The organism is Humibacter ginsengiterrae (assembly GCF_054780115.1).
Window position 1 is genome coordinate 399,195 of the sequence record NZ_BAAGWY010000002.1, and the last position, 26,437, is coordinate 425,631.

At 68.3% G+C, this 26,437-nt stretch carries 25 protein-coding genes; 17 read left to right on the top strand and 8 right to left on the bottom strand.

Translation table 11 applies throughout. The annotated features are described in order from the left end of the window. The first annotated feature begins 16 nt into the window (after positions 1 to 16). On the top strand, positions 17 to 526 hold the full coding sequence (locus tag ACYVII_RS04355; RefSeq protein ID WP_460531530.1) for a hypothetical protein: 510 nt from the start codon (positions 17 to 19) through the stop codon (positions 524 to 526). A 29-nt stretch (positions 527 to 555) separates the two neighbouring features. After that, the gene (locus ACYVII_RS04360) at positions 556 to 1,491 is read left to right on the top strand and encodes a bifunctional riboflavin kinase/FAD synthetase (protein WP_460531871.1); all 936 of its coding nucleotides are present in this window, start codon (positions 556 to 558) and stop codon (positions 1,489 to 1,491) included. Positions 1,492 to 1,547: 56 nt separating this feature from the next. Here the strand turns inward: ACYVII_RS04360 and ACYVII_RS04365 are convergent, their stop codons facing one another. Further along, a complete protein-coding gene (locus tag ACYVII_RS04365) occupies positions 1,548 to 2,507 on the bottom strand; it encodes a GlxA family transcriptional regulator (protein ID WP_460531533.1) in 960 nt (319 codons plus the stop codon). A 52-nt stretch (positions 2,508 to 2,559) separates the two neighbouring features. Here ACYVII_RS04365 and ACYVII_RS04370 point away from each other — a divergent pair, with 52 nt between their 5' ends. After that, positions 2,560 to 3,885, top strand: a complete 1,326-nt coding sequence (locus tag ACYVII_RS04370; protein WP_460531536.1) for an APC family permease — start codon at positions 2,560 to 2,562, stop codon at positions 3,883 to 3,885. Positions 3,886 to 3,948: 63 nt separating this feature from the next. Here the strand turns inward: ACYVII_RS04370 and ACYVII_RS04375 are convergent, their stop codons facing one another. Then, positions 3,949 to 4,569: a maleylpyruvate isomerase family mycothiol-dependent enzyme gene (locus ACYVII_RS04375; RefSeq protein ID WP_460531539.1), complete on the bottom strand. Its 621-nt coding sequence runs from the start codon at positions 4,567 to 4,569 to the stop codon at positions 3,949 to 3,951. Between the two features lie 107 nt (positions 4,570 to 4,676). Between ACYVII_RS04375 and ACYVII_RS04380 the strand changes: the two genes are divergently transcribed. Continuing rightward, positions 4,677 to 5,747: a class I mannose-6-phosphate isomerase gene (locus ACYVII_RS04380; RefSeq protein ID WP_460531542.1), complete on the top strand. Its 1,071-nt coding sequence runs from the start codon at positions 4,677 to 4,679 to the stop codon at positions 5,745 to 5,747. Positions 5,748 to 5,775: 28 nt separating this feature from the next. Next, on the top strand, positions 5,776 to 7,026 hold the full coding sequence (locus ACYVII_RS04385) for a CynX/NimT family MFS transporter (RefSeq protein ID WP_460531545.1): 1,251 nt from the start codon (positions 5,776 to 5,778) through the stop codon (positions 7,024 to 7,026). 94 nt (positions 7,027 to 7,120) lie between these two features. Here the strand turns inward: ACYVII_RS04385 and ACYVII_RS04390 are convergent, their stop codons facing one another. Together ACYVII_RS04390 and ACYVII_RS04395 are read right to left on the bottom strand one after the other, a co-directional pair. Continuing rightward, complete coding sequence (locus ACYVII_RS04390) at positions 7,121 to 8,065, bottom strand: ROK family protein (RefSeq protein ID WP_460531548.1); 945 nt, start codon at positions 8,063 to 8,065, stop codon at positions 7,121 to 7,123. Positions 8,066 to 8,105: 40 nt separating this feature from the next. Then, a complete protein-coding gene (locus tag ACYVII_RS04395; protein ID WP_460531551.1) occupies positions 8,106 to 9,449 on the bottom strand; it encodes an MFS transporter in 1,344 nt (447 codons plus the stop codon). Between the two features lie 120 nt (positions 9,450 to 9,569). Between ACYVII_RS04395 and ACYVII_RS04400 the strand changes: the two genes are divergently transcribed. From ACYVII_RS04400 to ACYVII_RS04425, 6 genes are all read left to right on the top strand, one after another. After that, positions 9,570 to 10,415 (top strand): LysR family transcriptional regulator, encoded by an 846-nt coding sequence (locus tag ACYVII_RS04400; protein WP_460531554.1) that lies wholly within the window; start codon positions 9,570 to 9,572, stop codon positions 10,413 to 10,415. A gap of 81 nt (positions 10,416 to 10,496) precedes the next feature. Further along, positions 10,497 to 11,519, top strand: a complete 1,023-nt coding sequence (locus tag ACYVII_RS04405; RefSeq protein WP_460531557.1) for a sugar-binding transcriptional regulator — start codon at positions 10,497 to 10,499, stop codon at positions 11,517 to 11,519. Beyond that, on the top strand, positions 11,516 to 12,499 hold the full coding sequence (gene deoC, locus ACYVII_RS04410) for a 2-deoxyribose-5-phosphate aldolase (protein WP_460531560.1): 984 nt from the start codon (positions 11,516 to 11,518) through the stop codon (positions 12,497 to 12,499). Before ACYVII_RS04405 ends, deoC begins: the two co-directional genes overlap by 4 nt. Before the next feature lie 30 nt (positions 12,500 to 12,529). Beyond that, a complete protein-coding gene (locus ACYVII_RS04415) occupies positions 12,530 to 14,113 on the top strand; it encodes an aldehyde dehydrogenase family protein (RefSeq protein ID WP_460531563.1) in 1,584 nt (527 codons plus the stop codon). Beyond that, positions 14,110 to 14,970, top strand: coding sequence for an aldehyde dehydrogenase family protein (locus tag ACYVII_RS04420; RefSeq protein WP_460531566.1), 861 nt, complete (start codon positions 14,110 to 14,112; stop codon positions 14,968 to 14,970). Before ACYVII_RS04415 ends, ACYVII_RS04420 begins: the two co-directional genes overlap by 4 nt. Positions 14,971 to 15,074: 104 nt before the next feature. Beyond that, the gene (locus ACYVII_RS04425) at positions 15,075 to 15,659 is read left to right on the top strand and encodes an SGNH/GDSL hydrolase family protein (protein WP_460531569.1); all 585 of its coding nucleotides are present in this window, start codon (positions 15,075 to 15,077) and stop codon (positions 15,657 to 15,659) included. Between the two features lie 61 nt (positions 15,660 to 15,720). Here ACYVII_RS04425 and ACYVII_RS04430 read toward each other — a convergent pair whose 3' ends face one another. Both ACYVII_RS04430 and ACYVII_RS04435 read right to left on the bottom strand, forming a co-directional pair. Continuing rightward, complete coding sequence (locus ACYVII_RS04430) at positions 15,721 to 16,284, bottom strand: macro domain-containing protein (protein ID WP_460531572.1); 564 nt, start codon at positions 16,282 to 16,284, stop codon at positions 15,721 to 15,723. 2 nt (positions 16,285 to 16,286) lie between these two features. Next, positions 16,287 to 16,565, bottom strand: coding sequence for a metal-sensitive transcriptional regulator (locus ACYVII_RS04435; protein ID WP_460531575.1), 279 nt, complete (start codon positions 16,563 to 16,565; stop codon positions 16,287 to 16,289). Positions 16,566 to 16,760: 195 nt separating this feature from the next. Here ACYVII_RS04435 and ACYVII_RS04440 point away from each other — a divergent pair, with 195 nt between their 5' ends. The 3 genes from ACYVII_RS04440 (at position 16,761) to ACYVII_RS04450 (ending at position 20,189) form a co-directional block, all read left to right on the top strand. Then, positions 16,761 to 17,153, top strand: a complete 393-nt coding sequence (locus ACYVII_RS04440) for a hypothetical protein (protein ID WP_460531578.1) — start codon at positions 16,761 to 16,763, stop codon at positions 17,151 to 17,153. Positions 17,154 to 17,348: 195 nt separating this feature from the next. Further along, positions 17,349 to 17,765 carry a DUF6804 family protein gene (locus ACYVII_RS04445; protein ID WP_460531581.1) on the top strand — a complete coding sequence of 139 codons (417 nt, stop codon included), beginning with the start codon at positions 17,349 to 17,351 and terminating at the stop codon, positions 17,763 to 17,765. Positions 17,766 to 18,029: 264 nt separating this feature from the next. Beyond that, positions 18,030 to 20,189, top strand: a complete 2,160-nt coding sequence (locus ACYVII_RS04450; protein WP_460531874.1) for a DEAD/DEAH box helicase — start codon at positions 18,030 to 18,032, stop codon at positions 20,187 to 20,189. A 17-nt stretch (positions 20,190 to 20,206) separates the two neighbouring features. Here ACYVII_RS04450 and ACYVII_RS04455 read toward each other — a convergent pair whose 3' ends face one another. Further along, on the bottom strand, positions 20,207 to 20,422 hold the full coding sequence (locus ACYVII_RS04455) for a hypothetical protein (RefSeq protein WP_460531584.1): 216 nt from the start codon (positions 20,420 to 20,422) through the stop codon (positions 20,207 to 20,209). A gap of 116 nt (positions 20,423 to 20,538) precedes the next feature. Here ACYVII_RS04455 and ACYVII_RS04460 point away from each other — a divergent pair, with 116 nt between their 5' ends. From ACYVII_RS04460 to ACYVII_RS04470, 3 genes are all read left to right on the top strand, one after another. Beyond that, positions 20,539 to 21,207 (top strand): CYTH domain-containing protein, encoded by a 669-nt coding sequence (locus ACYVII_RS04460; RefSeq protein WP_460531587.1) that lies wholly within the window; start codon positions 20,539 to 20,541, stop codon positions 21,205 to 21,207. Between the two features lie 135 nt (positions 21,208 to 21,342). Further along, complete coding sequence (locus ACYVII_RS04465) at positions 21,343 to 22,374, top strand: 6-phosphofructokinase (protein WP_460531590.1); 1,032 nt, start codon at positions 21,343 to 21,345, stop codon at positions 22,372 to 22,374. 242 nt (positions 22,375 to 22,616) lie between these two features. After that, positions 22,617 to 24,278 (top strand): substrate-binding domain-containing protein, encoded by a 1,662-nt coding sequence (locus ACYVII_RS04470; RefSeq protein WP_460531593.1) that lies wholly within the window; start codon positions 22,617 to 22,619, stop codon positions 24,276 to 24,278. Here the strand turns inward: ACYVII_RS04470 and ACYVII_RS04475 are convergent. Further along, positions 24,266 to 26,413 (bottom strand): S9 family peptidase, encoded by a 2,148-nt coding sequence (locus ACYVII_RS04475; RefSeq protein WP_460531596.1) that lies wholly within the window; start codon positions 26,411 to 26,413, stop codon positions 24,266 to 24,268. The two genes, ACYVII_RS04470 and ACYVII_RS04475, sit on opposite strands and share 13 nt — an antisense overlap. Positions 26,414 to 26,437: the final 24 nt, after the last annotated feature.

Genomic DNA, 26,437 nt, shown 5'->3' on the forward strand with positions numbered 1-26,437 from the left:
GCGATAATGGAGTGACATGTCCGAGAACCCCTCCGCGAGCCCCGCTTCCCGTGCGCCCGTCCGCACCACCCGCCGCATGACCGGAGCCGGTCGAGTGCTGGTGGCCGTCTACGGCATTCTCGCGCTCGCGGCCACCGGACGCAGCGCGTACCAGATCGCCGACCATTTTTCGGTGGCACCCGTCGCGTTCACCCTGTCCGCGTTCTCGGCCCTCGTCTACATCGTCGCCGCCATCGCGCTCATCGCCCCCGGCCGAGTCTGGTATCGCGTCGCCTGGATCACGATCTCGATCGAGCTCGCCGGTGTGCTCGTAATCGGAACGCTCAGCACGTTCGCGCCCGACGCGATCGGCATGGGCGCCATCGACCCGTTCGGCCAGGACTCCACCGTGTGGTCGGTGTACGGCGCGGGATACCTGTTCATCCCACTCGTGCTGCCCGTGCTCGGGATGCTCTGGCTCGCTCGCCACAAGCCGGTTCCGGTCACCGACGACCCGGCCGGCGGCGCGGCCGCCGGACGAGCATGAGCCATCGCGTGAGCGACGACGGCGAAGCCATGCGGGTCTTCCGGTCGATCGACGACATCCCCGCCGACTTCGGTCCGAGCGCCGTCACTGTTGGCAAGTTCGACGGCGTGCATCTCGGGCATCGTGCCGTGATCGGAAGGCTGCTGTCCGTCGCCGGCCGCGAGGGACTGGCGTCGGTCGTGGTCACCTTCGATCGCAACCCGATGTCGGTCGTCGCGCCAGAGCGCTGCCCCGACGACCTGGTGAGCCTGGAGCAGAAGCTCGAACTGCTGGAGCAGACCGGCATCGACGCGGTGCTCGTGCTCACGTTCGATCTCGGGCTCTCCCGCGTTCCCGCAGAGGAGTTCGTCGAGCGCTACCTGGTGTCGAAGTTGCACGCGAAGAAGCTCCTGGTCGGCAGCGACTTCCGGTACGGGGCGAAGGGTGCGGGCGACGTCGCCCTGCTGCGCCGGCTCGGCGCCCGTGACGGGTTCGACGTGCAGCTCATCGACGACGTTCGCCCCGACGGTCACGACCGGGTCTCGTCGACCTGGGTGCGGTCACTGCTGGCCGACGGCGACGTGGCGTACGCCGGAGTGCTGCTCGGGCATCCGCCGACCGTACGCGGTGTCGTGGTTCACGGTGCGCAGCGCGGCCGACAGCTCGGGTTTCCGACCGCGAACCTGTCGCCCCAGTGCGAGGGGCTGATCCCGGCGGACGGCGTCTATGCCGGATGGCTGATCGACGGAGGCGTGCGGCACCCGGCGGCCATCTCGGTGGGGAACAACCCGACGTTCGAAGGCGTGCCGCAGCGACAGGTCGAGGCCTACGTCATCGGCGAGGAGATCGACCTGTACGACCATGTGGTCGACGTGGAGTTCGCCGAGCGCATCCGCGGCATGGTCGCCTTCGACGGCATCGACCCGCTGATCGCGCAGATGAAGGCCGACGTCGAAGAGGCGTCGGAGATCCTCGCCGAGGGCTGATACGCCACGAGATCCGCGGCCCACGCCGCACCGGCATCGCTATCTCATCGAGGTGGCTATGCCGTCCAGGCAATGCGGTAGTCGCTGGGAGAGGTGTGCAGATGCCTGTTGAATGCGGCGCGAAGCCCGGCTGCGGTGGCGAAACCACACTGCGCGGCGATCGCGTCGACGGTGTAGTCGGTGCGTTCGAGGAATTCCTGCGCGCGACGGACGCGCTCACGAACGAGCCAGTCGCCGGGTGTCCGCCCATAGGTCTCGAGGAACCTGCGTGTGAGTTGCCGTTCGCTCAGGTGCATACGAGCTGCCATGTCTTGGAGCCTGATCGGCTCATCCAGGTGCTGGATCGCCCACTGCGTCGCCACCGAAAGCGACTTGGAATCGTGCGCCTCGACTGGAGCGAGCATGAACTGCGCCTGATCTGCCGTGCGATGAGGCGGGGTCACCATGCGCCGGGCGAGAGCGTTGGCCGCCGTTCTGCCGTGATCTTGACGCACGAGTTCGAGACAGAGGTCGATGCCGGCCGCTGTGCCGGCTGACGTGTGAATCCCGCCGTCCTCGGCGTAGATCACCGTCGCGTCGACCTGCACCCGCGGGTAACGGCGAGCGAGTTCGGCCGCATGCATCCAATGCGTTGTCGCGCGTCGCCCGTCGAGCAGGCCGGCCTCGGCCAGCACGAACGCACCCGAGCAGATCGACGCGATGCGCGCGCCTCGACGGTGCGCCTCCCGCACCGCCTCGACGAGGTCGGCGGGTTGGCGCACGTGCACGTTGGTACACGCAGGGACGATCACGGTGTCCGCCGTCACGAGATCGTCCAGCGATGAGGCCGCGGCTGCGATGAAGCCGCTGGCGACCTGAGCCCCGGGAACGGTCGCGCACAGTGCGAATCCGTACCACGGGTCCGCTATTTCGGGACGCGCGATCCCGAAGACCTCGCACGGCACGGCCAGTTCGAAGATCGGTGCACCTGGCGTCACTGCGACGGCCACGCGATGGATGTCTGTTCCGTTGCGCATAGCGGCCATTATGCCGCTCGTCAGTCAGGAGCGCAGTCGGTGCAATGGCACCATGACTCTCGAATCGTCTGCAGAACAGCCCACGGCCGCCGCATTGCACGAGGAAGGGACGATCCGCTTGGGGCAGGGTGTGGCGCTTTACGTCTGCGCCATCCTTGGGGCGGGCGTGCTCGTGTTCCCGGGACAGGCCGCGACGCTGGCCGGGCCGGCCTCACTCATCGCCTGGGGGTTCAGCGCCCTCATCGGGGCAGCGCTGGCGTTCACGTTCGCGGCGCTCGCCTCTCGGTTCCCGGATGCCGGCGGCGTCGCCACCTACGCGGCACGCGCGTTCGGGCCGGCTGCGGGCGGCATCACGGGCTGGTGGTACTTCATCGCCGGCTCGGTCGGCCAGACGATCGTTCCGCTGACGGCCGGGTACTACATAGCGGCAGCATTCGGCCTCGATCAGCGGTGGGCGCCGGCCTTCGCCGCTGCTGTTCTCACGCTGGCCGTCGTCGCGAGCCTCGTGGGGGTGAAGATCGGCGCGCGTGTGCAGGTCGGACTCGCGCTCGGTGTCGGGGCGATCCTGGTCGGGGTGATCATGGTGGCTCTGCCACAGATCGATGTGGCGAACTTCAGCTCGTTCGCCCCGCATGGCCTGGTCGGCATCGGGCGGGCCGTCGTCGTTCTGTTCTTCGCGTTCGCCGGTTGGGAGGCGATCGCGCACCTGTCGGCCGAGTTCCGCCACGTGCGGCGCACCCTCCCGTTGGCGACCCTGCTGACGGTTGCGATCATCACCGTGCTGTACCTCGGTGTCGCCTTCGCTGTCGTCGGAACGGGCAGCTATGGCAGCCGGGCGCTCGACCGCGTGTCGCTCGGTGCGATCATCCAGCACGGACTCGGTGTCTCCGCCGTCGACGCGGTCGCGATCGCTGCAGCTGTGATATGCCTCGGCACAACCAACGCTTTCGTGACCTCGGTCTCCCGGCTCGGCTATGCGCTCGGCAGAGACGGCTGGGCGCCCCGTTTTCTGACCCGTCACAGCCGTAACCGGGTGCCCGGCTACGCGGTACTCGCCGTGGGGGTGATCGGCGCTGCGGGACTCCTCGGCGCTGCGCTGTTCGGCTGGGGTACCGACGACATCGTCTTCATCCCCTCCGTGCTCGTTCTCGCGACCTATCTGCTCGGTTCGGCCGCCGCGATCCGCATCTTCAAAGGCGGCACCAGGGTTGTCGCGGTCATCGCGTTTCTGCTCCTCTTGATCACCGTGCCGTTCGCCGGCTGGCGCCTCATCGTGCCCGTCGTCGTCGCGGTGCTCGCGATCGTCGTTCATCGACGCCGCGATGCAGTCACCGCGGTGAAAGGTCGCCGCGGGGCAGCGCCGCGTCGCTCGCGTTAGACGAGTCACGCATCGGCTGCGACTGTCGGACGGGCGGTGCGTCGCCTGCGCTGCGGCGTCGGCTCACCTGGTCGGGGCCTTCAACGGCCGCCTGCCGAACAGGTACAGCACGATGCCCTGCGCACTGCCCTCGATGATGCGGCCCTTGCCCGACCGACCGGGGCCGATCGCCCAGCCGGCGTCGGTGGCGTACAGCGTGTGGGTGGCCACGACCTCGCGTCGATCACCAGAGGCGAGCATCAGCCCGCGGAGCGCGATGCGGCGAGTGGCATCCGGCTCGACCTCGATCGGAATCCCGAGCGGCTGCACGATGTCGTACGTGTGCACCACGGTCTCGACGAGGTCGGTCATTCCTGTGCGGCCGAGTCCGGCGAGCCGCAGAGCGGCGATGCGACGCAGCCGGCGCACGAGCTCGTCAGGGCTCGTCGCCTCCGCCTCCTGTCTGCTGACCGCCTCCGTGAGCGAGTCGAGGCTCATTCCCGACAGCGTCAGCATGGGCAGCACTGTGCTGATCATCTCGGAGTACGAGCTGCCGACTCGCCACACGATGTGCCCGGTGACGTCGCGCACGGTCCACCGGTCGCAGAGGCTCTGCGAGCCCCATTCATCGGGTTCGAGCCCCTCGAGGATGCCCGCCAGCTGCACCAGAGTGCTCGCTATCTGCTCTCCGAAGTCCCGTCGCATGCTCAGCCCTTCGTCCGCGCAACATCTTGGCACGCGGCTCCGGTCCTGGGGCGGTCCGCTTAGCCTTGAACGAGTCGCACGGCACCACTGAGAGAGGGACACGCCCGATGACGAGCGAAGTTGCGGACCCTTCAGTTCCGACGAGAACGGCCCCGGTCGTGCTCGGCCCGAACCGGCCGGCAGCGCGGCCGTACCGCGGAGGGGAGGGCATCCTTCGCTTTCGTGGTCTGCAAGAGAACCAGGATGCGGCGGCCGAACGGATGCCCGAAGACTTCGTCGCCTCCGCCACCGAGGTATTCGCGGGCGGCGGCGTCGGACTCACCGTTCTCCCGGACGGCACGAGCCTGCGTGACGATTTCGCGGCACACCCGGTCGACTACTTCGGTGAGAAGCACGTGCGCGCGTTCGGCGCGGATCCGAAGCTGCTCGTCAAGCTGCTCGACACGAGGGAGCGGCTCTTCGTGCATTACCACCCGTCCGACTCGTTCGCGCGGGAGAGCCTCGCGCACGCCAGCGGCAAGACCGAGGCGTGGATCGTCGTCGCCACCGAGGGTGTCGGACACGCCTACCTCGGCTTCGACCGCGACGTGAGCCACGACGAACTACTCGGGTGGTTCGAACGGCAGGATGTGCCGGCCATGCTCGCCACGATGAACCAGGTCGAGCTCCGCCCGGGCGACACGCTGCACGTGCCGGCCGGCATGCCGCACGCGATCGGACCGGGCGTCACGCTGGTCGAGCTGCAGCAGCCGGTCGATCTGTCCATCCTCGTGGAGTACGACGGCTATCCGGGACTCGACCGCGACGCCGCGCTGCTCGGCCTGGATGCGGCCACGGCTCTCTCCGACGTGAACCGTTCGGCCGTCTCCGAAGACCGGCTGATCGAGCTCCGGTCATCGCGCATCACACGGCTGCTGGGAGAAACCGAGTTCACCGACCTGTTCCCTGCGGAGGCGGACGCCGTCTTCAGGGCTCAGCGGGTGAGCATCCACGGTTCGTTCGCCTTCGCCGCGGGATACTGCGTGCTCGTGGTACTCGAGGGCGAGGGCGTGCTCGAGTGGGACGACGGCGCCATCGTGCTGTCCAAGGGCGAGACCGTCCTCGTGCCGTACGCCGCGGGCGACCTGACGCTGCGCGGCACGCTGACGGTGCTGCGCTGCCTGCCACCCGTCGCGTGAGCCCGCGTCCAGCATGAAATACTGGGGTGTGACCCAGCCGAACACCCCAGCCGCCCCGCTCGGGACACGTCCCCTCTGGGCCGGACGAACGCTCGCCTTCGCGGGCATCCTGCTGGTCGCCGCCAACCTGCGTGCAGCCGTGACAGCGCTCTCGCCGATCTTCGGTGAGATCACGCACGACGTTCCGTTCGGTGCCGCCGGCATCGGCCTGCTCGGTGCTCTGCCGCCGATCTGCTTCGCCGTCTTCGGAATCGTCGCGCCGCTGTTCACCCGCAGGGCGAGCCTCGAGGTCGTGCTGCTGGTCTCGCTGGCGGCGATCGTGGTGGGCGACGTGCTGCGCGGGCTGTCGGTCTCTTTCTGGATGCTTGTGGGCGGCAGCGTGCTCACCTTCGCCGGCATGGCGGTGGGCAACGTGCTGTTGCCGCCGCTCGTCAAGCGCTACTTTCCCGACCGTGTCGGGCTCATGACCTCCCTGTATGCCACGGTGCTTGCGGTCAGCACGCTCGTTCCGCCGCTGCTCGCCGTGCCGGTGGCGGACTCGGCGGGCTGGCGCTATTCGGTGGGCATGTGGGCCGTGCTCGGCGTGATTGCGGCGCTGCCGTGGCTGGCCGTGCTCGTACGACGGCCGGATGCCCGCCGCGTGGACGCCGAGGTCGAGGAACCGGGGACGACGGCCATGGGCCGTGTGTGGCATGCGCCGCTGGCCTGGGCGATGGCGGTGACGTTCGCCGCGTCGTCGCTCAATGCCTACGCCCTGTTCGCCTGGTTGCCGGAGCTGCTGCACGACACCGCTCACACGGACGCCGCTCAGTCCGGTGCGCTGCTCTCGCTGTATGCCGGAATCGGCATACCCGCCAGCCTGCTGATTCCCGCGCTCGCAAGCCGGATGCGCAACGTGGGCCTGCTGGTCTATCTCGGGGCGGCGTTCTTCATCGTCGGCTACCTGGGGCTCATCCTCTGGCCCGGTGTCGCGACCTGGCTCTGGGTCGTTCTCGCTGGGCTGGGACCGCTGCTCTTCCCGCTGTGCCTCGTGCTCATCAATCTGCGCACCCGCACCCACGAAGGCGCCGTGGCACTGAGCGGATTCGTGCAGGGCCTCGGGTACGTTCTGGGCGCGCTGGGGCCGATCGTCGTCGGTGCGCTCCACGATGTATCAGGAGGCTGGCTCTGGCCGCTGATCTTCCTGCTGGCGACGGCCGTGGCCGTCGTCTTCGCGGGAACGGTCGTCGCACGCCCCGGCATGCTCGAGGACCACGTCGCCGCCCGGTCGCCCCGTTGAGGCGCATCCCGTCAACAGGACGATAGGCCGAAGGCGGACCAATCCGCCATGTTCTCGGCGGGGAAGCGCTTTACGTCCTGTCGACGAAGTCGTCCTACAGTGCCGGCAGCAACTCCGCACGGTGCACGAGCGCGCCGGCACCGATCAGGGGACCCTCGCCGGAGAGACCGGATGGCACGACCCGCACCTTGCGCACGAAGCCGAAGTAGTGCTCGGCGATCGTCGCGTTGATCACGTCGAAGAGGTCGGGCGTCGCCTGCGAGAACCCGCCGCCGATCGCGACGAGCTCCAGGTCGAGCAGTGCCGTGGCGCTGGCGATCGCCTGTCCGACCGCACGGCCGGTGCGCTCGATCGCGGCTCTCGCGACGGGGTCGCCTGCCTGGTACGCCGCTGCCAGCGCTTCCCCGTTCGTGCCGGGGAATCCCTGACGCCGCGCCCACGCGACCGTGTGCGGGCCGCTGGCGATCGCCTCGAGCGACGTCGCCTTGCCGAACGTGTCCTCGCCCTCGTACCCTGCCACCTCCACGTGGCCGACGTGCCCGGCATTGCCCGTCGGCCCGGTGATGACCCGGCCGCCGACGATGAGTCCGCCGCCGATCCCGGTGGAGACGACCATGCCCATCACGTTGCCGACGCCCTGCGCCGCACCCACCCAGTGCTCCGCCATGGTGATGGCTACGCCGTCCATCTCGAGTGTCACCGGCAGCTCGAGGCCGCGATCGGCGAGCACGGACTCCACGAACGAGCGCAGGTCGAAGTCCCGCCAGCTCGGAACGTTCAGCGGCGAAACCAGCCCGCGGGCCCTGTCGATGGGGCCGGCGCATCCGATGCCGACTCCGACCAGCTCGTCTCCGCCGGCGGCGTCCAACGCCCGCTCGACGACCTCGCGAACGGATGCCTGCAACTCCTCGCTCGTCGCCTCGCGTCCGGTGGGTGCACGGTGCCGCGAATCGGGCACCACCTCACCGTCGGGAGTGACGAGGGCGGATTCGACCTTGGTGCCGCCGAAGTCGACGGCGAGAGCGAGGGGCGGGGTCATGAAACCAGGTTAGGGGAGCGCGAGCCTCGTCCCGTACGCACTACGAGGGGTCGCGGGAGACGATCGTGAGAGCGGGCATCCGTCCTCCCTGACGTCGAACCGCGACCCGCAGGTGCGAGCGGCGCATGACGAGCAACGCGATCACGACGGCCGTGGTCAGCGGCACGAGGCCGGAGACGGCCAGGCCCCAGTCGGGACCGAAGCGTTCGACGATCCAGCCCATCACGGGGCCGCCGAGGGCTTGGCCGCCCAGCTGCACCATGATGTACAGCGCCATCACCCGGCCGCGGATGCCGAGGTTCGTCGACATCTGCACGAGCGAGTTCGCGCTGGTCAGATAGAGCAGGCTCGCCGCGCCGCTGAGCGCCATGAGGAGCGCGAAGACCACGATGTCGGGCGAGAGCGCTGCGGATGCCTGTACCACCCCGAGCACGACAGCGCCGCCGATCACGAGGCGCAGGCTGACACCCACCCGGCGGGTGGACAGCACCGCACCGGTGAGTGCGCCGACGGCGACGAGGGCGTTGAAGAATCCGTATCCGGCGGAGCCCACCTTGTAGACGTCGTTCGCGTAGGCGGCCAGCAGCACCGGCATGGTGTAGGCGAACATCGCCACGGCACCGAGCGTGATGATCGTGAACAGGATGGCGGGCTTGCTCGCCGCGTAGTGCAGCCCTTCCGCGAGCTGCCCCTTGCCGCGCGGAGCGACGGGCGTGTGCAACAGAGCCTTGGTGTTCATCATGCCGAGCGCTCCGACGACGACCAGGCACGCGCATCCATTGATCACGAACGCCCAGCCGCTGCCCACCGCGCTGATCGCGATTCCGCCGACTGCCGGACCGATCAGGGCACCGAGCTGGAACGTTGACGAGTTCAGGCTGATCGCATTGCGCAGCAGCTTCGGCCCGACGATCTCGTTCACGAACACCTGACGTGCCGGGTTGTCGACCACGGTGACGAACCCGCCGATGAAGGCCAGCAGCCAGATGTGCCAGACCTGAACCGTGTCGGTGAGGATGAGCACCGCCAGGATGCCTGCCAGCAGCGCCGCCGTCGACTGCGTCAGCATGAGGAGCACCCGTTTCGGGTACCGGTCGGCGATCACGCCGCCGAGCAGGCCGAAGACCAGCATCGGCGTGAACTGCATGGCCACGGTGACGCCGACTGCGGCGACGCTTCCGGAGAGCTGGAGGACGAGCCAGTCCTGCGCCACCCGCTGCATGCCGAGCGCCGTGGTGGAGACGACCTGTGCTCCGGCGTACAGCCGGTAGTTCGGCACGCGCAGCGATGAGAACATGTCCCGCCACGACGGGCGTCGGTCGAGCACGGGTATGGGAGCGGTGAGGAGGCTTTCGGCTGAATGCGTTGCGGAGGTGGCTGTCACGAGGGCTTTTCGAATAAGAGGCTGGTCGAACGTGTATTTCAACGGTAATCAAGCTCAGGTCATTCCCCCAGGCAATCGGACCTATAACTCCTATTGGGTTCGTGAATGTATGCTTCGATCATGTTCGATCCGGACCTGCTGGCCACCTTCCTCGCGGTGGCAGAGACGGGCAGTTTCACCAGGGCGGCCGAGCGGCTCGGGCTCAGCCAGCCGACGGTCAGCCAGCACGTCGCACGCCTCGAGAAGGCGGCCGGACGGATGCTCGTCGACAGAGACACCCGCCAGGTGCGCCTGACCGACAACGGGGACGCGATGGCGGGGTTCGCTCGCAGCATCCTCGCCGCCCATGCCGCCGCCGACAGCTACTTCAGCGGCACGGCCATGCGGGGGAGATTGCGCTTCGGAGCGGCCGACGATCTCGCGATCACGCAGCTGCCGAGCATCCTGCGGGACTTCCGCCAGGCGTATCCGCAGATCAACCTCGAACTCACCGTGAGCCAGTCGACACCGCTGCATCGGCGGCTGAAGGCCGGGCAACTCGACCTCATCTTCATCAAGCAGATGGCCGGCTCGCAGGGGGGTGACCGGGTGAGCACGGACGACCTCGTCTGGATGGGGCTCGACAAGACCGTGCTCGGTCCCGACGACACCGTGCCGCTGATCGCCTACCAGGACCCGAGCATCAGCAGGCAGATGGCGATCGACGCGCTCGAGGCCGCGGGCCGGGTGTGGCGTATCACGTGCAACACCCGCGAGGTGAACGGCGTGCTCGCGGCGGTGCGCGCGGGCCTCGGCGTCGCGCCGTTCCCGCGCACGATCATCCCGAACGATCTCGTCAAGGTGACGAACCGGCTCGGCCTGCCCGAGCTCGGCCAGGTCGAATTCAGCCTGCTGGCCAATCCGCGTGCGGCGGCCGAACCGGTCGCCGCACTGACTCGCACGATCATGGGCCGCACGCTGCATTGACGGATGAAGCGTGCGCAAAAGAGCAAGAGGATGCGGCCGCGTTGCTCATAAGTGGGAGCACTTCGTAGTCTGGAAGACGCTATGAACTCCTCAGATGAACTTCTCGCCGTGCGCGCGGCTGAGCTCTATTACGACGAGGGACGCACGCAGGACGAGATCGGTGCCGCGCTGCACATCACGCGCTGGAAGGTCGGCCGGCTCCTTGCCCAGGCGCGTGCTGCGGGCATCGTGCGCATCGAGATCGTGCATCCCAGGGCTCGGCGCGTGCTCGCCGAGCAGGCGGTGAAGAAACGGTACGGGCTGAAAGACATCGTGGTCGCCTCCTCCGCAGGGGTCTCCTCGCCGGAGGAACTGCAGCGCCGGGTCGCGCAGGCCGCCGCCGACTACCTCACCGCCATGCGCCCGGCGCCGCAGACGCTCGGAGTCAGCTGGGGACGCACCATGCACGATGTTGCGGCGTGCCTCCCGCGCGGCTGGGCGCACGGCGTCGGGGTCGTGCAGATCAACGGTGGACTGAGCCTGACGAAATACGGCGACACCGCCTCCGCGACGGCGCTCGTGATCGCGCAGAAGGCAGCCGGTTCCGCGCACGTTCTGCCCATCCCCGCGATCCTCGAGCACACAGCGACCAAGCGCAGCATCGAGCACGACCGGGCCATCGCAGGTGTGCTCGATCGCGCGGCGCACGCCGAGGCGTACCTGTTCAGCGCCGGTGTCGCGGGCCCCGACTCGGCTCTCGTTCACAGCGGATACCTCACCGCGGAGGAGGTGGAGGGACTGGTCTGCAAGGGTGCGGTCGGCGACGTGATCGGGCGCTTCGTCGGCGCGGACGGCAGGCCGGTCGACGCCGAGCTGGACTCTCGTACGGTCGGGCTGTCTCTTGAACGGATCAAGGCGTCCGAGACGGCTATCGCGGTCGTCGCAGGCGAGGGCAAGCACGAGGTGGCAAGGGCGTTGGTCACCAACGGCCTGTGCACGGTGCTCATCACCGACGACCTGACCGCGGCTGCGCTTCTCGACGAGGCGACGGACGAGCGGATGCCCGCCGGCGCGCCCCAGGTCGCGGTAGGGCAGCAAGCGGCAGTGGCGGAGCGCGCATCATGACCTTGGATCTCGCACGCACCGTCGTCGGCTCCGAGCTCAGCGAGCGGAGTCTGCGCGGCTTCGTGCTCGGGCTCCCCGGCGTCGACGCCGTCGGCCTCGAGCAGCGAGCCGCGGCGCTCGCCACCCGCTCGATCAAGACGTCGTCGAAGCAGCGCGCGCTCGACACGATCGTCTCGCTGATCGACCTCACGACACTGGAGGGCGCCGACACCCCCGGCAAGGTGCGCTCGCTGGTGGCCAAGGCGATCCTCCCCGACCCTGCTGATCCGACGTGCCCGCAGGTTGCTGCGGTGTGCGTGTACGGCGACCTCGTGCCGGTTGCCGTCGAGGCACTGGGAGCTGCCAACAGGGCAGCAGGAGGCACGATCGGCGTCGCCGCCGTGGCCACCGCCTTCCCGAGCGGCCGGGCGTCGCTGAACGTCAAGCTGGCCGACACCGCCGACGCGGTCGCCGCAGGCGCCGACGAGATCGACATGGTCATCGACAGAGGCGCCTTCCTCTCCGGACGGTACGGCGAGGTGTTCGACGAGATCGTGGCCGTCAAGGAGGCGTGCCGCCGCGCAGACGGCTCCAGCGCGCACCTCAAGGTGATCCTCGAGACCGGCGAGCTCGCCACCTACGACAACGTGCGCCGGGCATCCTGGCTGGCCATCCTCGCTGGCGCGGACTTCATCAAGACGTCCACCGGCAAGGTGTCCCCGGCCGCCACCCTCCCGGTCACGTTGCTGATGCTCGAGGTGGTCCGGGACTGGCACCGGCTCACCGGCGAGAGCGTCGGGGTGAAGCCCGCAGGCGGCATCCGTTCGTCGAAGGATGCCCTGCGCTACCTCGTCACGGTCGCCGAGACCGCTGGCGAGCGCTGGCTCGATCCGCACCTGTTCCGGTTCGGGGCCTCAAGCCTGCTGAACGACGTGCTCCTGCAGCGCCAGAAGCTCGCCACCGGGCACTACTCCGGTGCCGACTACGTGACCATCGACTGAGCCCGGCCCGCAGGAGAGAGCTTTCCGACCATGACCTTCCTCGAATACGCGCCGGCACCCGAGTCGCGCGCGATCCTCGACCTCAAGCCGACATACGGCCTCTTCATCGACGGCGAGTTCGTCGACGGCCACGGCGACGCCTTCCGCACCATCTCGCCGGCGACGGAGGAGACCATCGCCGAGATCGCCTCGGGCGACGAGCATGACATCGACCTCGCCGTGAAGGCGGCCCGCCGGGCGTACGAGAAGGTGTGGTCGCGCATGAGCGGCGCCGACCGGGGCAAGTACCTGTTCCGCATCGCCCGCATCGTGCAGGAGCGCGCCCGCGAGCTCGCGGTGGCGGAGAGCCTCGACAACGGCAAGCCGATCAAAGAGAGCCGCGACGTCGACGTTCCGCTCGTGGCAGCCTGGTTCTTCTACTACGCCGGATGGGCAGACAAGCTCGATCACGCCGGCCTCGGGCCCTCGCCGCGCGCGCTCGGCGTTGCCGGCCAGATCATCCCGTGGAACTTCCCGCTGCTCATGCTCGCGTGGAAGATCGCGCCGGCGCTCGCCGCGGGCAACACGGTCGTGCTCAAGCCCGCCGAAACCACACCGCTGACTGCGCTGCTGTTCGCCGAGATCGTGCAGCAGGCCGGCGTTCCCGCCGGGGTGGTGAACATCGTGACCGGCGCCGGCGAGACCGGCAAGATGCTCGTGAATCACCCCGACGTCGACAAGGTCGCATTCACGGGCTCAACTGCGGTGGGTCGCGAGATCGCGCGTGCGGTCGCGGGCACCGGCAAGAAGGTCACGTTGGAGCTCGGCGGCAAGGCCGCGAACATCGTGTTCGACGACGCACCCATCGACCAGGCGATCGAGGGCATCGTGAACGGCATCTTCTTCAACCAGGGGCATGTGTGCTGTGCGGGTAGTCGCCTGCTCGTTCAGGAGAGCGTGCACGAGGAGGTCGTCGACAGGCTGAAGACGCGCCTGAAAACCCTGCGACTGGGCGATCCGCTCGACAAGAACACCGACATCGGCGCGATCAACTCCGCGGAGCAGCTTGCACGCATCCGGGAGTTGAGCGACGTGGGTGAGACCGAGGGCGCCGAACGCTGGAGCGCGGAGTGCGTCATCCCCGATCGCGGGTTCTGGTTCGCGCCCACGATCTTCGACAACGTCTCCACCTCGAGCCGCATCGCGCGCGAGGAGATCTTCGGACCGGTGCTGTCTGTGCTGACGTTCCGCACGCCCGACGAGGCGATCGCCAAGGCGAACAACACGCCGTACGGCCTCTCGGCGGGCATCTGGACCGACAAGGGCAGCCGCATCCTCGCCGTCGCTGATCGGCTCCGCGCCGGCGTGGTGTGGGCGAACACGTTCAACCGGTTCGACCCGGCGTCGCCGTTCGGCGGATACAAGGAATCCGGCTACGGGCGCGAGGGCGGACGCCACGGGCTGGCCGCATACTTGGCGCCGTCTCGGGCGACGTCGAGAAGGGCCGAAGCAGGAGTGGAGCGAGGCATCGCCTCGCGGAACGTGTCGGGCAGCCTCGAAGACGCGGCGTCTAAGACGGATGCACCCAAGGCGGCCAAACGGGTCGCCGCCCCCAAGAAGGGATCCGCGCGATGACGCGCCTCGCCGTGCCGAAGACCTACAAGCTGTTCATCGGCGGCGCGTTCCCGCGCAGCGAGTCCGGTCGCAGCTACGAGGTGCTGGCCGCCGACGGAACGTTCCTCGCCAATGCCGCGAAGGCATCCAGAAAGGATGCCAGAGACGCCGTCGTCGCGGCTCGCAAGGCGGTCTCCGGCTGGTCGGGGGCTACCGCGTACAACCGAGGGCAGGTGCTCTACCGGGTGGCTGAGCTGCTGGAGGGGCGCCGCGCGCAGTTCGTGGACGAGGTGCAGGCATCCGAGGGGCTCTCGAAGCAGGATGCCGCGGCGCAGGTCGACGAGGTCATCGACACCTGGGTCTGGTACGCCGGCTGGGCGGACAAGTACGCGCAGATCGCGGGCAATGCCAACCCCGTCGCGGGCCCGTTCTTCAACATCTCCGTTCCGGAGCCGACGGGGGTCGTCGCCGCGATCGCTCCGCAGGGCTCGCTCTCGCTGCTCGGGCTCGTCGCCGTGGTCGCGCCGGCCATCGTGACCGGCAACGCGGTCGTCGTGGTGGCCGACGAGCGGCATCCGTTGTCGGCGATCTCGCTCGCGGAGGTGCTGGCGACCAGCGACGTGCCAGGCGGGGTGGTCAATGTGCTCACCGGATCGGCGGCGGAGATTGCGCCGTGGCTGGCCTCTCACGCCGACGTGAACGCCCTGGATCTCACCGGTGCCGGCGACCTGGACTGGGTCGACCTGCAGATCGCCGCGGCGGAGACGCTGAAACGGGTGCTGCCGCCAGCAGGAGGCGAGCCGGAGGCACGCTCGCTGGAGCGGATCACCGCCTTCGTGGAGACGAAGACCGTCTGGCACACCAAGAGCATGCGCTGATCGGCGCTGTCTAGGCGCAAGCAGCCTCCGCCAGCGTTCGTCAAGTGGTGGCGCACGCTCAGGCTCGCAGGCGAAGATGGAGTTCCTGAGGCGTTGGGAGCGACATGTCTGACGAGGTGTCGACCGTGTTCGTGGGTGACAGCATCACGGCCGGCGGCCGGTGGGACGAATGGTTCCCCGAGGAGCGCTCGCGCAACCTCGGCGTCGGCGGCGACACGACGGATGCCGTGCTGGCGCGTCTCGACGAGATCATCGCCCTTGAACCCGACACCGTGGTGCTCCTGATCGGCACGAACGATCTCGCGTGGCGACGATCGGCCGAGCACATCGTGCGCAATATCGAGACGATCCTGGTCTCGCTGCGCAAGGCGCTGCCGAGCGCGCAGTTGCTCGTTCAATCCGTCATGCCGCGCGAGGCCGCGTATGCCGACACGATCAAAGACGTGAACCGTCATCTGTGGCAGTTCGCCTCCACCGTGCGCGCGCAGTACCTCGACCTGTGGCCGGCATTGGCTGCGGATGACGGCGGGATCGACCAGCAATACTCCGACGATTCGCTGCACCTCAATGACCGCGGCTACAAGGTATGGGCGGAGGAGTTGCACGTCGCCCTCGAGACGCTGCACCGCGTACCGCCGTCGAGCCGGCCCATCCTCATCCCACGCGAACACGTGCGGCACCGCAGGTAGACGCGTCCCGAATCCGTTCGAGCGGGCCAGTGCCCCTCTCGAGCGCCCGCCGCGGCAGCGTCTATTCGACGACGGAACCGAGTTCGCGGTCGAACGCGGCGAGGGCATCCGGTGAGAACAGCACGAACCGAACCAGTTCGAGTCCCGCCACCTCGCCGGCATGTTCGACACTGGTGCTCACGGCGATCCGGGCGGCGTCGTCCATGGGCCAGCCGTACACACCGGCCGAGATCGCCGGGAATGCGACGGATGCCGAGCCCAGCTCGCCCGCAACCTCGAGCGACCTGGAGTACGCGCTTCGCAGGAGCCCGGTGCGGTCTTCGTGCCGCGACCACACCGGCCCCACTGTGTGGATGACGTACCGCGCCGGCAGACGCCCGGCCGTGGTCGCGACGGCCTCGCCCGTCGGCAGCCCTTCCGGGTAGCGCGTCCGTCTGATCGCGCGGCACTCGTCGAGGATCTCGGGACCTCCCGCGCGGTGGATCGCGCCGTCCACGCCGCCGCCGCCCAGCAACGACGAGTTGGCCGCGTTCACGATCGCGTCGACCCGCTGCTGCGTGATGTCGCCGAGCACGGTCTCGAAGCGCACGTCGTTCACCGAGCGAACGGTACCGCTGCCGGCCATGGTCATCCTCGGTTGTTGGCGAGCTCGAACACGCGCAGCAGTTCCTCGACCGCGCGTTCACGCTGGTCGCCGCCCGCCTCGAACTGTTCGGCGACGTGGGTTCGCAGATGGTTCTCCACGAGCAGCTTGTTCAGCGAACCGAGGGACTTCTGAATGGCGAGCGACTGGGTGATGATGTCGACGCAGTAGTCCTCGTTCTCGATCATCTTCTCGAGTCCGCGCAACTGGCCGGACAGGATGCGCGTGCGGTGCAGCGCCCGCTTCTTGATGTCCTCGATCACGCTCCCAGGGTAGGCCGTGCCGCCCGAACTCCTGGCTGATCCCGGCGCGAACGGGCAGCCGATGAGAGGGCCGGTCCCCGAAGAGGGGACTGTCTCGGTCTCTCATGCTCTTCCTAGACTGTCGACGGATCCTCACCAGACCCGAAACGCCACCCGAAGGCGTTGCGCCACCCGAAGGCGCGAGGAGGCACCCGCATGCTCAAAAATCTGTCACCGATCGTTTCCGGTGCGCTGCTGCACGCGCTCGACGCCGCCCCGAGCGGCGCGTGGATCGCGATCGTCAGCCCCGGGCACGACGTGCCCGCAGGCATCCGCGTCGGCCAGGAAGCGGTCGAACAGGTCGCGATGGCCGTGCTGGAGGTCACTCCGCTCGACCCGGATGCGCCCATCGTCATCGAAGGCGACAACGAGCTCAGCGACATCTCCTTCGCCGTCGCCGGACTGGCAGCGGATGCCGAAGGTCGCCGTTTCGAGACTCTCCCGGTCTCCGAAACGGCATTCGGCGCGCTGCTTACCGCGAGCCGCGTCACGGTGGTGGTCGACACCGCCGACAGCTTCGGCTTCTTGCTCTGCAAGGGTCGCTGCTGACCGAACCGGCGCGGCCATGGCCGCACCGGTTCCTTCAGACGCATGGCTCGCGCCCGCGCGGCCCTCGGCGCACCCCGAGAGTGCGAGGCTCAGCCCGCACGCGCCGAGGGCCGCCTCGGCGTGCCCGCTCGAACCGGCGCGGCCGGTCGCACCGTGTCGAGCCCCGGCACACGACGCGCGGGTAAGCTTCAGGCGATGTCGCGCCCCCAGTCCCAGCCAACCCGTGCCCGCCTCGCGCTGCTGCCCGGGCTGATCGCTGCGATCGTCCTCATCGCCGGGCTGGCGCTGATCCACGGCGGCTGGTACATCTGGGTGCTCTATGCGGTCGCGATCCTGGCTCTGATCATGTGCGTCTTCGCCGTGCAGGGAAAGAACTACTGGTGGCTCGCCGGTCTCATTCCCATCGCCATCGTGTTCAACCCGGTATGGCCGCTTTCGATCCCGGATCTCTGGCTGCGACTTCTGCATCTGGCGGGTGCCATCGTCTTCATCGCGGCCGGAGTCTCCATCAAGGTTCCCGTCGACGAGGGCAAGCAGGGTCCCGCCGGTCGTTACGACGGCAAACGCGGAGGCAGAGGCGGGACCGGAAGAGGAAACTCCGGTCGCAAGTGACGGCTCCCGCCGACCCGCGCAGGTCGAAGTGACGCAACGGGCGCGCGTGCCGTAAAATAAGCCAGCGTCGGGGTTCTGACATCCGCTTCAAGTCTCGTCGGCTGCATCGCAGGCGACACTCGGGCTTCACTCGCCTCGCATCGGTCTCGTGGTCATCGTCTTCTCGTGACTCGCGAAGAACCCATGCGGACGGATGCCGCCACCCCGGCAGCCCCACCAGGAGCGGCCCAGGTCTCGCACCGGGCCCTCACGCACAGGAGGATCATGCCGAACACCGGCGATCGCACCGCCCAGGCATCACGCCGTTCCGGCTCCCGTCATTCGAACAACGACGGCCTCATCCCCGTGCTCGCCAGACGCGTGCGCGAGGTCGAGTCGAAGGCCACGACGGGCAAGAAGCTCGGACCGACGAACCGCACCAAATTCCAGGTGATCGCGCTGCTCATGCGCGAGGAACGCGGTCGCGCCAAGTCCGACTCCTCGCTGAGCGAGTCGGCGCGCGCCGAGCAGCTGAAGCGCCTCGACGGCATCGCCACCATCCTGGCGAAGACGGCGGCACGCGACACCTCGCTGATCTCGTTGCTCGAGTCCACCGCTCCGCCTAGTCCGGCCGCGCAGAAGATGCGCAGGGACTGGCTGCTGGAGTCCGGCGCCGAACTGGAGCCGGACGACCTGATCATCACCACAGAGGCGCCGAAGCCGAAGCAGGAGGTGCTGCTCTCGCCTGAGCTCGCGCAGAAGCAGGTCATCCCGCAGTCCGTGCGCGCCAAGCAACTCTCCAACCCCTTCCTCGCCCCGGACTTCGCGCTCGCGAGTCAATCGGCGCCCGCCCCCCGGCGCAGGCTCGATTCCTGGGAGTTGCTCGGCCCGCTCTTCAAATCGTTCGAGTACGGAGCGGGCGGACGCGCGGCCAGCATGGAGCTGCCGCCCGCACCGAAGATCGACAGATACTCGCCCGCTGGCATGGAACTCATGAAGCACCAGGCCCGCTTCGTCGAATCGGTGCGGCAGGGGCACCGCAGCTTCCTGCTCGCCGACGAGCCGGGACTCGGCAAGACCGCGCAATCGGTGCTGGCGGCATCCGTCGCCGGTGCCTACCCGCTGCTGGCCGTCGTACCCAATGTCGTGAAGATGAACTGGGCGCGTGAGGTCGAGCTGTGGACTCCGCACCGCCGCGCGACGGTCATCCACGGCGACGGTGAGGGGCTGGATGCCTTCGCCGACGTCGTCATCGTCAACTACGAGGTGCTCGATCGCCACCTCGCCTGGCTGTCGGAGCTGGGCTTCCGCGGCATGGTCGTCGACGAGGCGCACTTCATCAAGAACCTGCACTCGCAAAGGTCCCGTTACGTGCTGTCACTGGCGGATGCCATCCGGCACACCGTCGCCGACCCCCTCATGATCGCGCTCACCGGAACGCCGCTGATCAACGACATCGACGACTTCCGGGCGATCTGGCAGTTCCTTGGCTGGATCGATGGCACGAAACCCACCGCCGAGCTGATGGAACGACTCGACGAGACCGATCTCACCCCGGCCGATCCCGGCTTCTACACGGCGGCCAGGGAATCGGTGATCGACATGGGCATCGTGCGTCGCAAGAAGATCGACGTGGCCGCCGACCTGCCGTCGCGCCGCGTCGTCGACCTGCCGGTCGAACTGGACGACGATCTCGGCCGCTCCATCAAGGCCGCAGAACGCGAACTGGCCGCACGCCTCGTGCAGCGCTACCGCCGTGCGGAGACCGCCGGCGTCGGGGAGTCGGTCTCCGGCGACGCCGACGAGCGGCGCGAGCACCTCATTCGCATGGTCGCCCATGCCGAGCTCGAGGAGTCGAAGGGCGCGAAGACCGGCGAGAACGTCTTCACCATGGTGCGCAAGATCGGCCAGGCGAAGGCGGCGCTCGCCGCGGACTACGCGGCTCAGCTGGCCCGCTCTGTCGGCAAAGTGGTGTTCTTCGCCAAGCACATCGACGTGATGGACCAGGCGGAAGAGGCGTTCGCGTCACTTCAGCTGCGCAGTGTGTCTATCCGCGGCGACCAGACGGCACTCGCCAGGCAGCGGGAGATCGACGCGTTCAACAACGATCCTGGCGTGTCGGTCGCGGTCTGCTCGCTGACCGCGGCGGGCGTCGGGCTGAACCTGCAGGCGGCATCCAACGTCGTGCTGGCGGAACTCAGCTGGACCGCGGCGGAGCAGACGCAGGCCATCGATCGCGTGCACCGCATCGGTCAGGAGGAGCCCGTGACCGCCTGGCGCATCATCGCAGCGCAGACCATCGACGCGAAGATCGCCGAACTGATCGACTCCAAGCAGTCGCTTGCGCTGCGCGCGCTGGACGGCGTGGACGTCGAGCCCGGATCGGCCGACTCGGTGCAGCTGGATGCCCTCATCTCGCTGCTGCGGGACGCGCTCGATGCGTAGCGCGTAGCGCGTATCGCTCAGGCGTCGTCCTCGTCGGGCTCATCGTCGAACACGACGACCCGCTCATCATCCGGAAAGCCCTCGTCGACGTCGTCGTCGATGGGGCGTTCATCCTCGTCTGCCAGCGCTTCCGCCTCGTTGAACTCGGGCTCGTAGTCGCCCTCCTGAGCGGCGGCGAACTCGTCGTAGTCCGGGTCGGAATCCGCAGGCACGGCATCGGCGTGCTCGGTCATGCAGTCAGGTTACGTCCGTGTCCGGCCGCAGCGCACCCTTCGCCGCGTATCGCGCAGACGGACGATCGCCGCCGCCTCGGGCAGTCTGCCCGGGCCACCTGCGCAAGACTGGGGTGATGAGCAAGCGGCACGGCACCTCCACGATCGAGATCGAGCGCAAGTACGACGTGACAGAGACGGCGGACGTCCCTGCGTTCGTCGGCGTCGGGCCGATCGCCGTGATCGAAGCGCCGGAGGTGCGCGAGCTGGATGCCGTCTACTACGACACCGCCGGCTTCGCGCTCGCGCACGCACGGGTCGCTCTCCGGAGGCGCGAGGGTGGCCCGGACGAGGGCTGGCACATCAAGCGGGACGTCGAAGAGGGCCGTATGGAGCAGCACTGGTCGCTCGCCATCGAATCGGACGAACATGGATCCAGCGGCGCACACGGCGACGGGAGGCCATCCGTGCCTGCTCTGCTGATCGAGGAGGTGACCGCTCTGATCGGGGATGCCGAGCTGATGCCAGTAGCCAGGGTGCGCAACCACCGGGTGGTCAGCCGGCTTCTGGATGCCGCCGGCTACCCGGTCGCCGAGTACTGCGACGACCACGTGACGGGGGAGAACCTCACGACCGGCGGGCGCGATACGTGGCGCGAGTGGGAGGTGGAGCTCTCCGCCGCCGCACCGGACAGCAGGCGGGCGCGAACCGAGCTGCTCGACGGACTGGAGCAAGTGGTGCTGGCGGCCGGCGGGCATCCGTCGCAGAGCTCCTCGAAGCTGGAACGGGTGCTGAAGGCCCGCTGAACCGCCGCGCGTCCCGCCCTCCTCGTTTTGGAGGGGACCGGCGGCATCCGGCATGATCATTGACGTATCGGCCGATACAGCGGCGTATCGACGTGCAAACAGATGTGATCCCTGTGTGTGCGAAAGAGGCGCGTAATGAAGATCGGAATCCTCACGTCGGGCGGCGACTGTCCCGGCCTGAACGCGGTCATCCGCGGTGCAGTGCTGAAGGGCGATCGCGTCTACGGCGACGAGTTCGTCGGGTTCCGGTACGGCTGGCGCGGCGTGGTCGACGCCGACATCGTGCCCCTCGACCGGCACAGCGTGCGCGGCCTCTCCCGCCAGGGCGGGACCATCCTCGGGTCTAGTCGCACCAACCCGTTCGAGGGCGACGGAGGCGGGCCGGAGAAGATCCAGCGGATGCTCGACGAGCACGGCATCGACGCGATCATCGCGATCGGCGGCGAGGGCACACTGACGGCCGCACGCCGCCTCGTCGACGAGGGCGGTCTCAAGGTGATCGGCGTGCCGAAGACCATCGACAACGACCTCGCCGCCACCGACTACTCGTTCGGCTTCGACACCGCGGTCGAGATCGCCACGGAGGCGATCGACCGCCTTCGCACGACGGCCGAGTCCCACCAGCGCTGCATGATCGTGGAGGTCATGGGCAGGCACGTTGGCTGGATCGCCCTGCACTCCGGCATGGCGGGCGGTGCGCACGCCATCCTCATCCCCGAGCAGCCCCAGTCGATCGACCAGATCTGTGAATGGGTCGAGCATGTTCGCGACCGCGGCCGTGCGCCCGTCGTCGTGGTCTCCGAGGGCTTCCACCTGAACACCATGGAAGGCGCGCACTCCCACAAGGGGCTCGACGCTTTCAACAGGCCGCGCCTCGGCGGAATCGGCGAGCTGCTCGCGCCGATGATCGAGGAGCGCACCGGCATCGAGTCCCGCGCCACCGTGATCGGGCACATCCAGCGCGGCGGAGTGCCCAGCGCCTACGACCGAGTGCTGGCCACGCGCCTCGGCATGGCGGCCGTGGATGCGGCACAGACCGGGCAGTGGGGTTCGATGGTGTCGCTGAAGGGCACGGATGTCGAGATCGTGTCGATCGCGGACGCCACCGGCGGCCTGAACACGGTTCCGGACTACCGCTACGAGGAGGCGGCCCTGCTCTTCGGGTAGGTCCTCGACCGAGACTTTCCGTCCGCGAGTTTGCGAGTGAAGCGAACTTATTTCGCGTTCTCGATGGTCGATCCAACAGGTGTTGGCTAGGCTGTCCGCGTACTGCAGCCCTGATGAGGGGGGTCGATTCGGGCTGTTGCGGAACCCGACCAGGAGCGCCCGTGGGCCGACACAGCAGCAACGAACGACCTCCGAGGGACTCCGGCAAGCGATCCGTCTCGCGCTCTACCGGACCCGTCCCCGTGCAACAGCAGCCGAAGAGGCGCAGCAGGCGCGGAGCCGCGTGGTTCATCGCGGGCGGGGTGGCGCTCGTACTGATCGTGACCGGGTGCGTGGCCTGGACGAAGAATGTCTTCAACCCGATCCTTCCAGCGGCGGCCTGGGCCCAGAGCTGTGATCCGGTCGACCTGCGGGTGGTCGCCGATCCCTCCATCGCGGCCGCTCTCGCGAAGTCGGCTCAGGGTTTCGATGCGACCACTCCGTGCGTGCACACGACCGTCCGTAGCGAGAAGTCGGCCGACACGGCGTCCACGCTCGCCGTCGGGGGAGATGCCAAGGCCGACGTGTGGATCCCAGACTCGCCCGCGTGGGAGCCGCGCATGCAGGTGCTCTCGTGGTCGCTCATCCGTCGGGCACCGCTCGCCGACTTCGGAGCGTCGATCGCCTCGAGTCCGCTCGTGTTCGCGACGCCGTCGGAGAACGCGGATGCCTTCGATGGTCAGAGTCTGCAATGGAGCACCATCGCGGATGGCGATACTCCAGCACTCCTTCCGGAACCTGCGCAGAACGGTTCCAGCCTTGCCGCGCTCGCGGAGATCAAGGCAACGGCGGACCCAGGCGACGACCTGGCATTCTCGCGAGACATGATCGAACTCGGCAAGACCATCCCGCCTACCGTCGCTGACGCGTTCATTGATGCTGAGAAGGCTCCGACGCCCACCGTGGTCGTGACGACGGAGCAGTCCGTCGTTGCTCAGAATGAGAGCTCGCCCGAGCACCAGTTCTTCGCCCTCTACCCGAAGGACGGCACGGTCAGCGTGTCGTATCCGTTTGTGCGCGTTGCGGGCCCCACGACCGGCGACAAGAGCAAGGATGAGTTGATCGACGCGCTCGAGCGGCAGTTCACGACGGATGCGCAGACGCTCGCCCACGCCGGGTTCCGCACCGCGAACGCCGAGTCGGACTTCGCCGCGAAAGGCGTCGTGGCGAACGCGCCGAAGACGCGCCCGGCGCTCGACGGCGGTGCACAGATCGGCCTTCTGCAGAGCTGGTCGGCCATCACGCTGCGCTCCCGCATGCTCGTGGTCGTCGATACGTCGGGTTCGATGGACGAAGATGCCGGCGGGCTGAGCCGAATAGCGGTATTCCAGGACGCCGCGAACAGCATGCTTCAGCTCTTGCCACCGCAGACCGACATGGGTGTCTGGACGTTCTCCACGAACCAGGCCGGCTCTCAGCCGTGGCAGCAGCAGACGCCCATTCTGCCGCTGAACGATCCCGCGCACGCCGCCGACGTGTCGCGCGTGTACGCGTCGCTCTCCGGCATGGTTCGGGGCGACACCGGTCTGTACGACACCGTGCTGGCGGCGGTGAAGGCCGTGCAGAACGGCTACGACCCTCGCATGGTCAACTACGTGCTGGTGGTCACCGACGGCCGCAACGACAACCCGGCGGGCGGGCTCAGCCTGCCCGACCTGCTCGCGCAGTTGAAGGCGCTGCGCAATCCCGCGAAGCCGGTGCCGGTGATCATGGTCGGGATGGGACCGGACACCGACGTATCTGCCATGTCGCAGATCGCGAACACCACGGTGGGAGCGGTCTATACGGCAGAGCATCCACAGGACATCACGAACGTGCTCGTCGACGCGCTGGCGCAGCGCACCTGTCGCCCCTACTGCTCCTGACCGAGCCCCAGCACATCCAGCAGCCAGGCCAGCTCGAACGCGCGCTCCCGCCACGAGTTGTACCGTCCGCTGACTCCGCCGTGCCCGGCCGACATCTCCGTCTTCAGCAGAACGGGCGCACCCGCTTCGCGTAGGCGCGCGATCCACTTGGCCGGCTCCACGTACAGCACGCGGGTGTCGTTCAGGCTGGTGACGGCGAGGATGCGCGGGTAGGCACGGGCATCCTGCCGGACGTTCTCGTACGGCGTGTACGACTTCATGTACTCGTAGACCGCCGCGTCGTGCAACGGATCGCCCCACTCGTCCCACTCGATCACCGTGAGCGGAAGATCGGGATCGAGGATGCTCGTCAGCGCGTCGACGAACGGCACGGCCGCCAGGATGCCCGCGAACAACTGCGGCGCGAGGTTCGCCACCGCACCCATGAGCAGCCCGCCTGCGCTGCCGCCCTCCGCCACCATCCGGTCGGGAGCCGTCCAGCCGCGCTCCACGAGGTGCTTGGCGCAGGCGACGAAGTCGGTGAAGGTGTTGCGTTTGCGGGTCAGCTTGCCGTCTTCGTACCAGTGCCTGCCGAGCTCGCCGCCGCCGCGCACGTGGGCGATCGCGAATACCACGCCGCGGTCGAGCAGCGACAGCCGTGCGATGGAGACAGACGGGTCGATGCTGTGCTCGTACGACCCGTACCCGTACAACTCGAGAGGGGCAGGGGTGCCTGGGGAGACGAGGTCCCGGCGGTAGACGATCGAGATGGGCACCAGTGTGCCGTCTTCGGCGCGCGCCCATTCGCGGCGCTGCTCGTAGGCATCCGGGTCGTAGCCGCCGAGGATCGGCTGCCTCTTCAGAAGCCGCAGCTCGTCCGAAGCGGCGGCGCTGTCCGGGGTCCAGTCGTACACGGTCGACGGCGTGACCAGCGAACCGTAGCCGAGGCGCACCGTGGGCTGCTCCCACTCCGGGTTTCCCGTCGTGCCCACCGTGTACAGCGGCTCATCGAACTCGAGCTCGCGCAGGTCGCCGTAGCCATCCGCGGTCAGCGGCAGTACCGCGACCCTGGTGAGCGCGTCCCTGCGGTACTCGACGACCACGCGAGAGGCGAAGGCGTCGACCGACTCGAGGCGCACGCCCGGTCGGTGCGGAAGAATGACATTCCGCGGCCCGAGCGGGTCGGATGCCGCGACATCCACCAGCTCGAAGTCCTCTGCACCGTCGTTGTGCACGATGAGCAGCCGGTCCTCACCGGCGACGACGGCGTGCTCGACCGAGTACTCGACGCCTTCGCGCCTCGGCCACACCACCGTGGGGGCGGCGGTCGGATCGGCGGCCGGGATCAGCCGCGACTCGCTCGTGATGGATGAGCCGATACCTACTTCGATGTAGCCGCGACTGCGTGTGACGCCGATGCCGACCCAGAATCGCTCGTCCTTCTCGTGGTGCACCACGACGTCGGCGGAAGGCTCCGTTCCCAGGGCGTGACGCCAGATGGTGTCGGGGCGCCACGCATCGTCGACGGTCGCGTAGAACGCGTGCCGGCCGTCGGGGGAGAGCACGGCGCCGGCCGACGTGTTCGGCACCTCGTCGCCGAGCTCACCGCCGTTCACGAGGTCGCGCACGCGAAGCGTGTACCGCTCGTCGCCGACGGTGTCCACGGCGTACAGCAGCATCGTGCCGTCGGTGCTGACGTCGAACGTGCCCAGCCGGAAGAAGTCGTGGCCCTCCGCCTCAGCGTTCGCGTCGAAGAGCACTTGTTCGCCGGCCAGCGCGGGTGTGCCGGCGTCGACGTCGGCCACAGTGGGAGGCGTCCAGTCGTCGTCGGAGGCGATCGGTGCGCGGCACTGCACGCCGTACTGCCTGCCCTCGAACGAGCGGGAGTAGTACCACCAGCGACCCTCGCGCACCGGAACGGAGAGGTCGGTCTCCTGAGTGCGCGACCTGATCTCCTCGAAGATCCGCTTGCGCAACGGTTCCAGGTGCGCTGTCCTTGCCTCGGTGAACGCGTTCTCCGCCTCCAGGTGCGCGATCACCTCTGGGTCGTCCTTGTCCCGCAACCACTCGTAGGGGTCTTCGACCGAGTCTCCGTGGTGTGTGCGGGTGAACGGGACCCGCTTGGCGGCGGGAGCGGCGATATCGAGATCGGGCATGGCATCCACGCTATCCGCAAGACG

What these genes read in the sequence shown, in the direction of transcription:
- ACYVII_RS04355 (WP_460531530.1), top strand. Translation starts at nt 17, where the DNA reads ATGTCCGAGAACCCCTCCGCGAGCCCCGCTTCCCGTGCGCCCGTCCGC.
- ACYVII_RS04360 (WP_460531871.1), top strand. Translation starts at nt 556, where the DNA reads ATGCGGGTCTTCCGGTCGATCGACGACATCCCCGCCGACTTCGGTCCG.
- ACYVII_RS04365 (WP_460531533.1), bottom strand. Translation starts at nt 2,507, where the DNA reads ATGCGCAACGGAACAGACATCCATCGCGTGGCCGTCGCAGTGACGCCA.
- ACYVII_RS04370 (WP_460531536.1), top strand. Translation starts at nt 2,560, where the DNA reads ATGACTCTCGAATCGTCTGCAGAACAGCCCACGGCCGCCGCATTGCAC.
- ACYVII_RS04375 (WP_460531539.1), bottom strand. Translation starts at nt 4,569, where the DNA reads ATGCGACGGGACTTCGGAGAGCAGATAGCGAGCACTCTGGTGCAGCTG.
- ACYVII_RS04380 (WP_460531542.1), top strand. Translation starts at nt 4,677, where the DNA reads ATGACGAGCGAAGTTGCGGACCCTTCAGTTCCGACGAGAACGGCCCCG.
- ACYVII_RS04390 (WP_460531548.1), bottom strand. Translation starts at nt 8,065, where the DNA reads ATGACCCCGCCCCTCGCTCTCGCCGTCGACTTCGGCGGCACCAAGGTC.
- ACYVII_RS04400 (WP_460531554.1), top strand. Translation starts at nt 9,570, where the DNA reads ATGTTCGATCCGGACCTGCTGGCCACCTTCCTCGCGGTGGCAGAGACG.
- ACYVII_RS04405 (WP_460531557.1), top strand. Translation starts at nt 10,497, where the DNA reads ATGAACTCCTCAGATGAACTTCTCGCCGTGCGCGCGGCTGAGCTCTAT.
- deoC (WP_460531560.1), top strand. Translation starts at nt 11,516, where the DNA reads ATGACCTTGGATCTCGCACGCACCGTCGTCGGCTCCGAGCTCAGCGAG.
- ACYVII_RS04415 (WP_460531563.1), top strand. Translation starts at nt 12,530, where the DNA reads ATGACCTTCCTCGAATACGCGCCGGCACCCGAGTCGCGCGCGATCCTC.
- ACYVII_RS04420 (WP_460531566.1), top strand. Translation starts at nt 14,110, where the DNA reads ATGACGCGCCTCGCCGTGCCGAAGACCTACAAGCTGTTCATCGGCGGC.
- ACYVII_RS04425 (WP_460531569.1), top strand. Translation starts at nt 15,075, where the DNA reads ATGTCTGACGAGGTGTCGACCGTGTTCGTGGGTGACAGCATCACGGCC.
- ACYVII_RS04430 (WP_460531572.1), bottom strand. Translation starts at nt 16,284, where the DNA reads ATGGCCGGCAGCGGTACCGTTCGCTCGGTGAACGACGTGCGCTTCGAG.
- ACYVII_RS04440 (WP_460531578.1), top strand. Translation starts at nt 16,761, where the DNA reads ATGCTCAAAAATCTGTCACCGATCGTTTCCGGTGCGCTGCTGCACGCG.
- ACYVII_RS04445 (WP_460531581.1), top strand. Translation starts at nt 17,349, where the DNA reads ATGTCGCGCCCCCAGTCCCAGCCAACCCGTGCCCGCCTCGCGCTGCTG.
- ACYVII_RS04450 (WP_460531874.1), top strand. Translation starts at nt 18,030, where the DNA reads ATGCCGAACACCGGCGATCGCACCGCCCAGGCATCACGCCGTTCCGGC.
- ACYVII_RS04455 (WP_460531584.1), bottom strand. Translation starts at nt 20,422, where the DNA reads ATGACCGAGCACGCCGATGCCGTGCCTGCGGATTCCGACCCGGACTAC.
- ACYVII_RS04460 (WP_460531587.1), top strand. Translation starts at nt 20,539, where the DNA reads ATGAGCAAGCGGCACGGCACCTCCACGATCGAGATCGAGCGCAAGTAC.
- ACYVII_RS04465 (WP_460531590.1), top strand. Translation starts at nt 21,343, where the DNA reads ATGAAGATCGGAATCCTCACGTCGGGCGGCGACTGTCCCGGCCTGAAC.
- ACYVII_RS04475 (WP_460531596.1), bottom strand. Translation starts at nt 26,413, where the DNA reads ATGCCCGATCTCGATATCGCCGCTCCCGCCGCCAAGCGGGTCCCGTTC.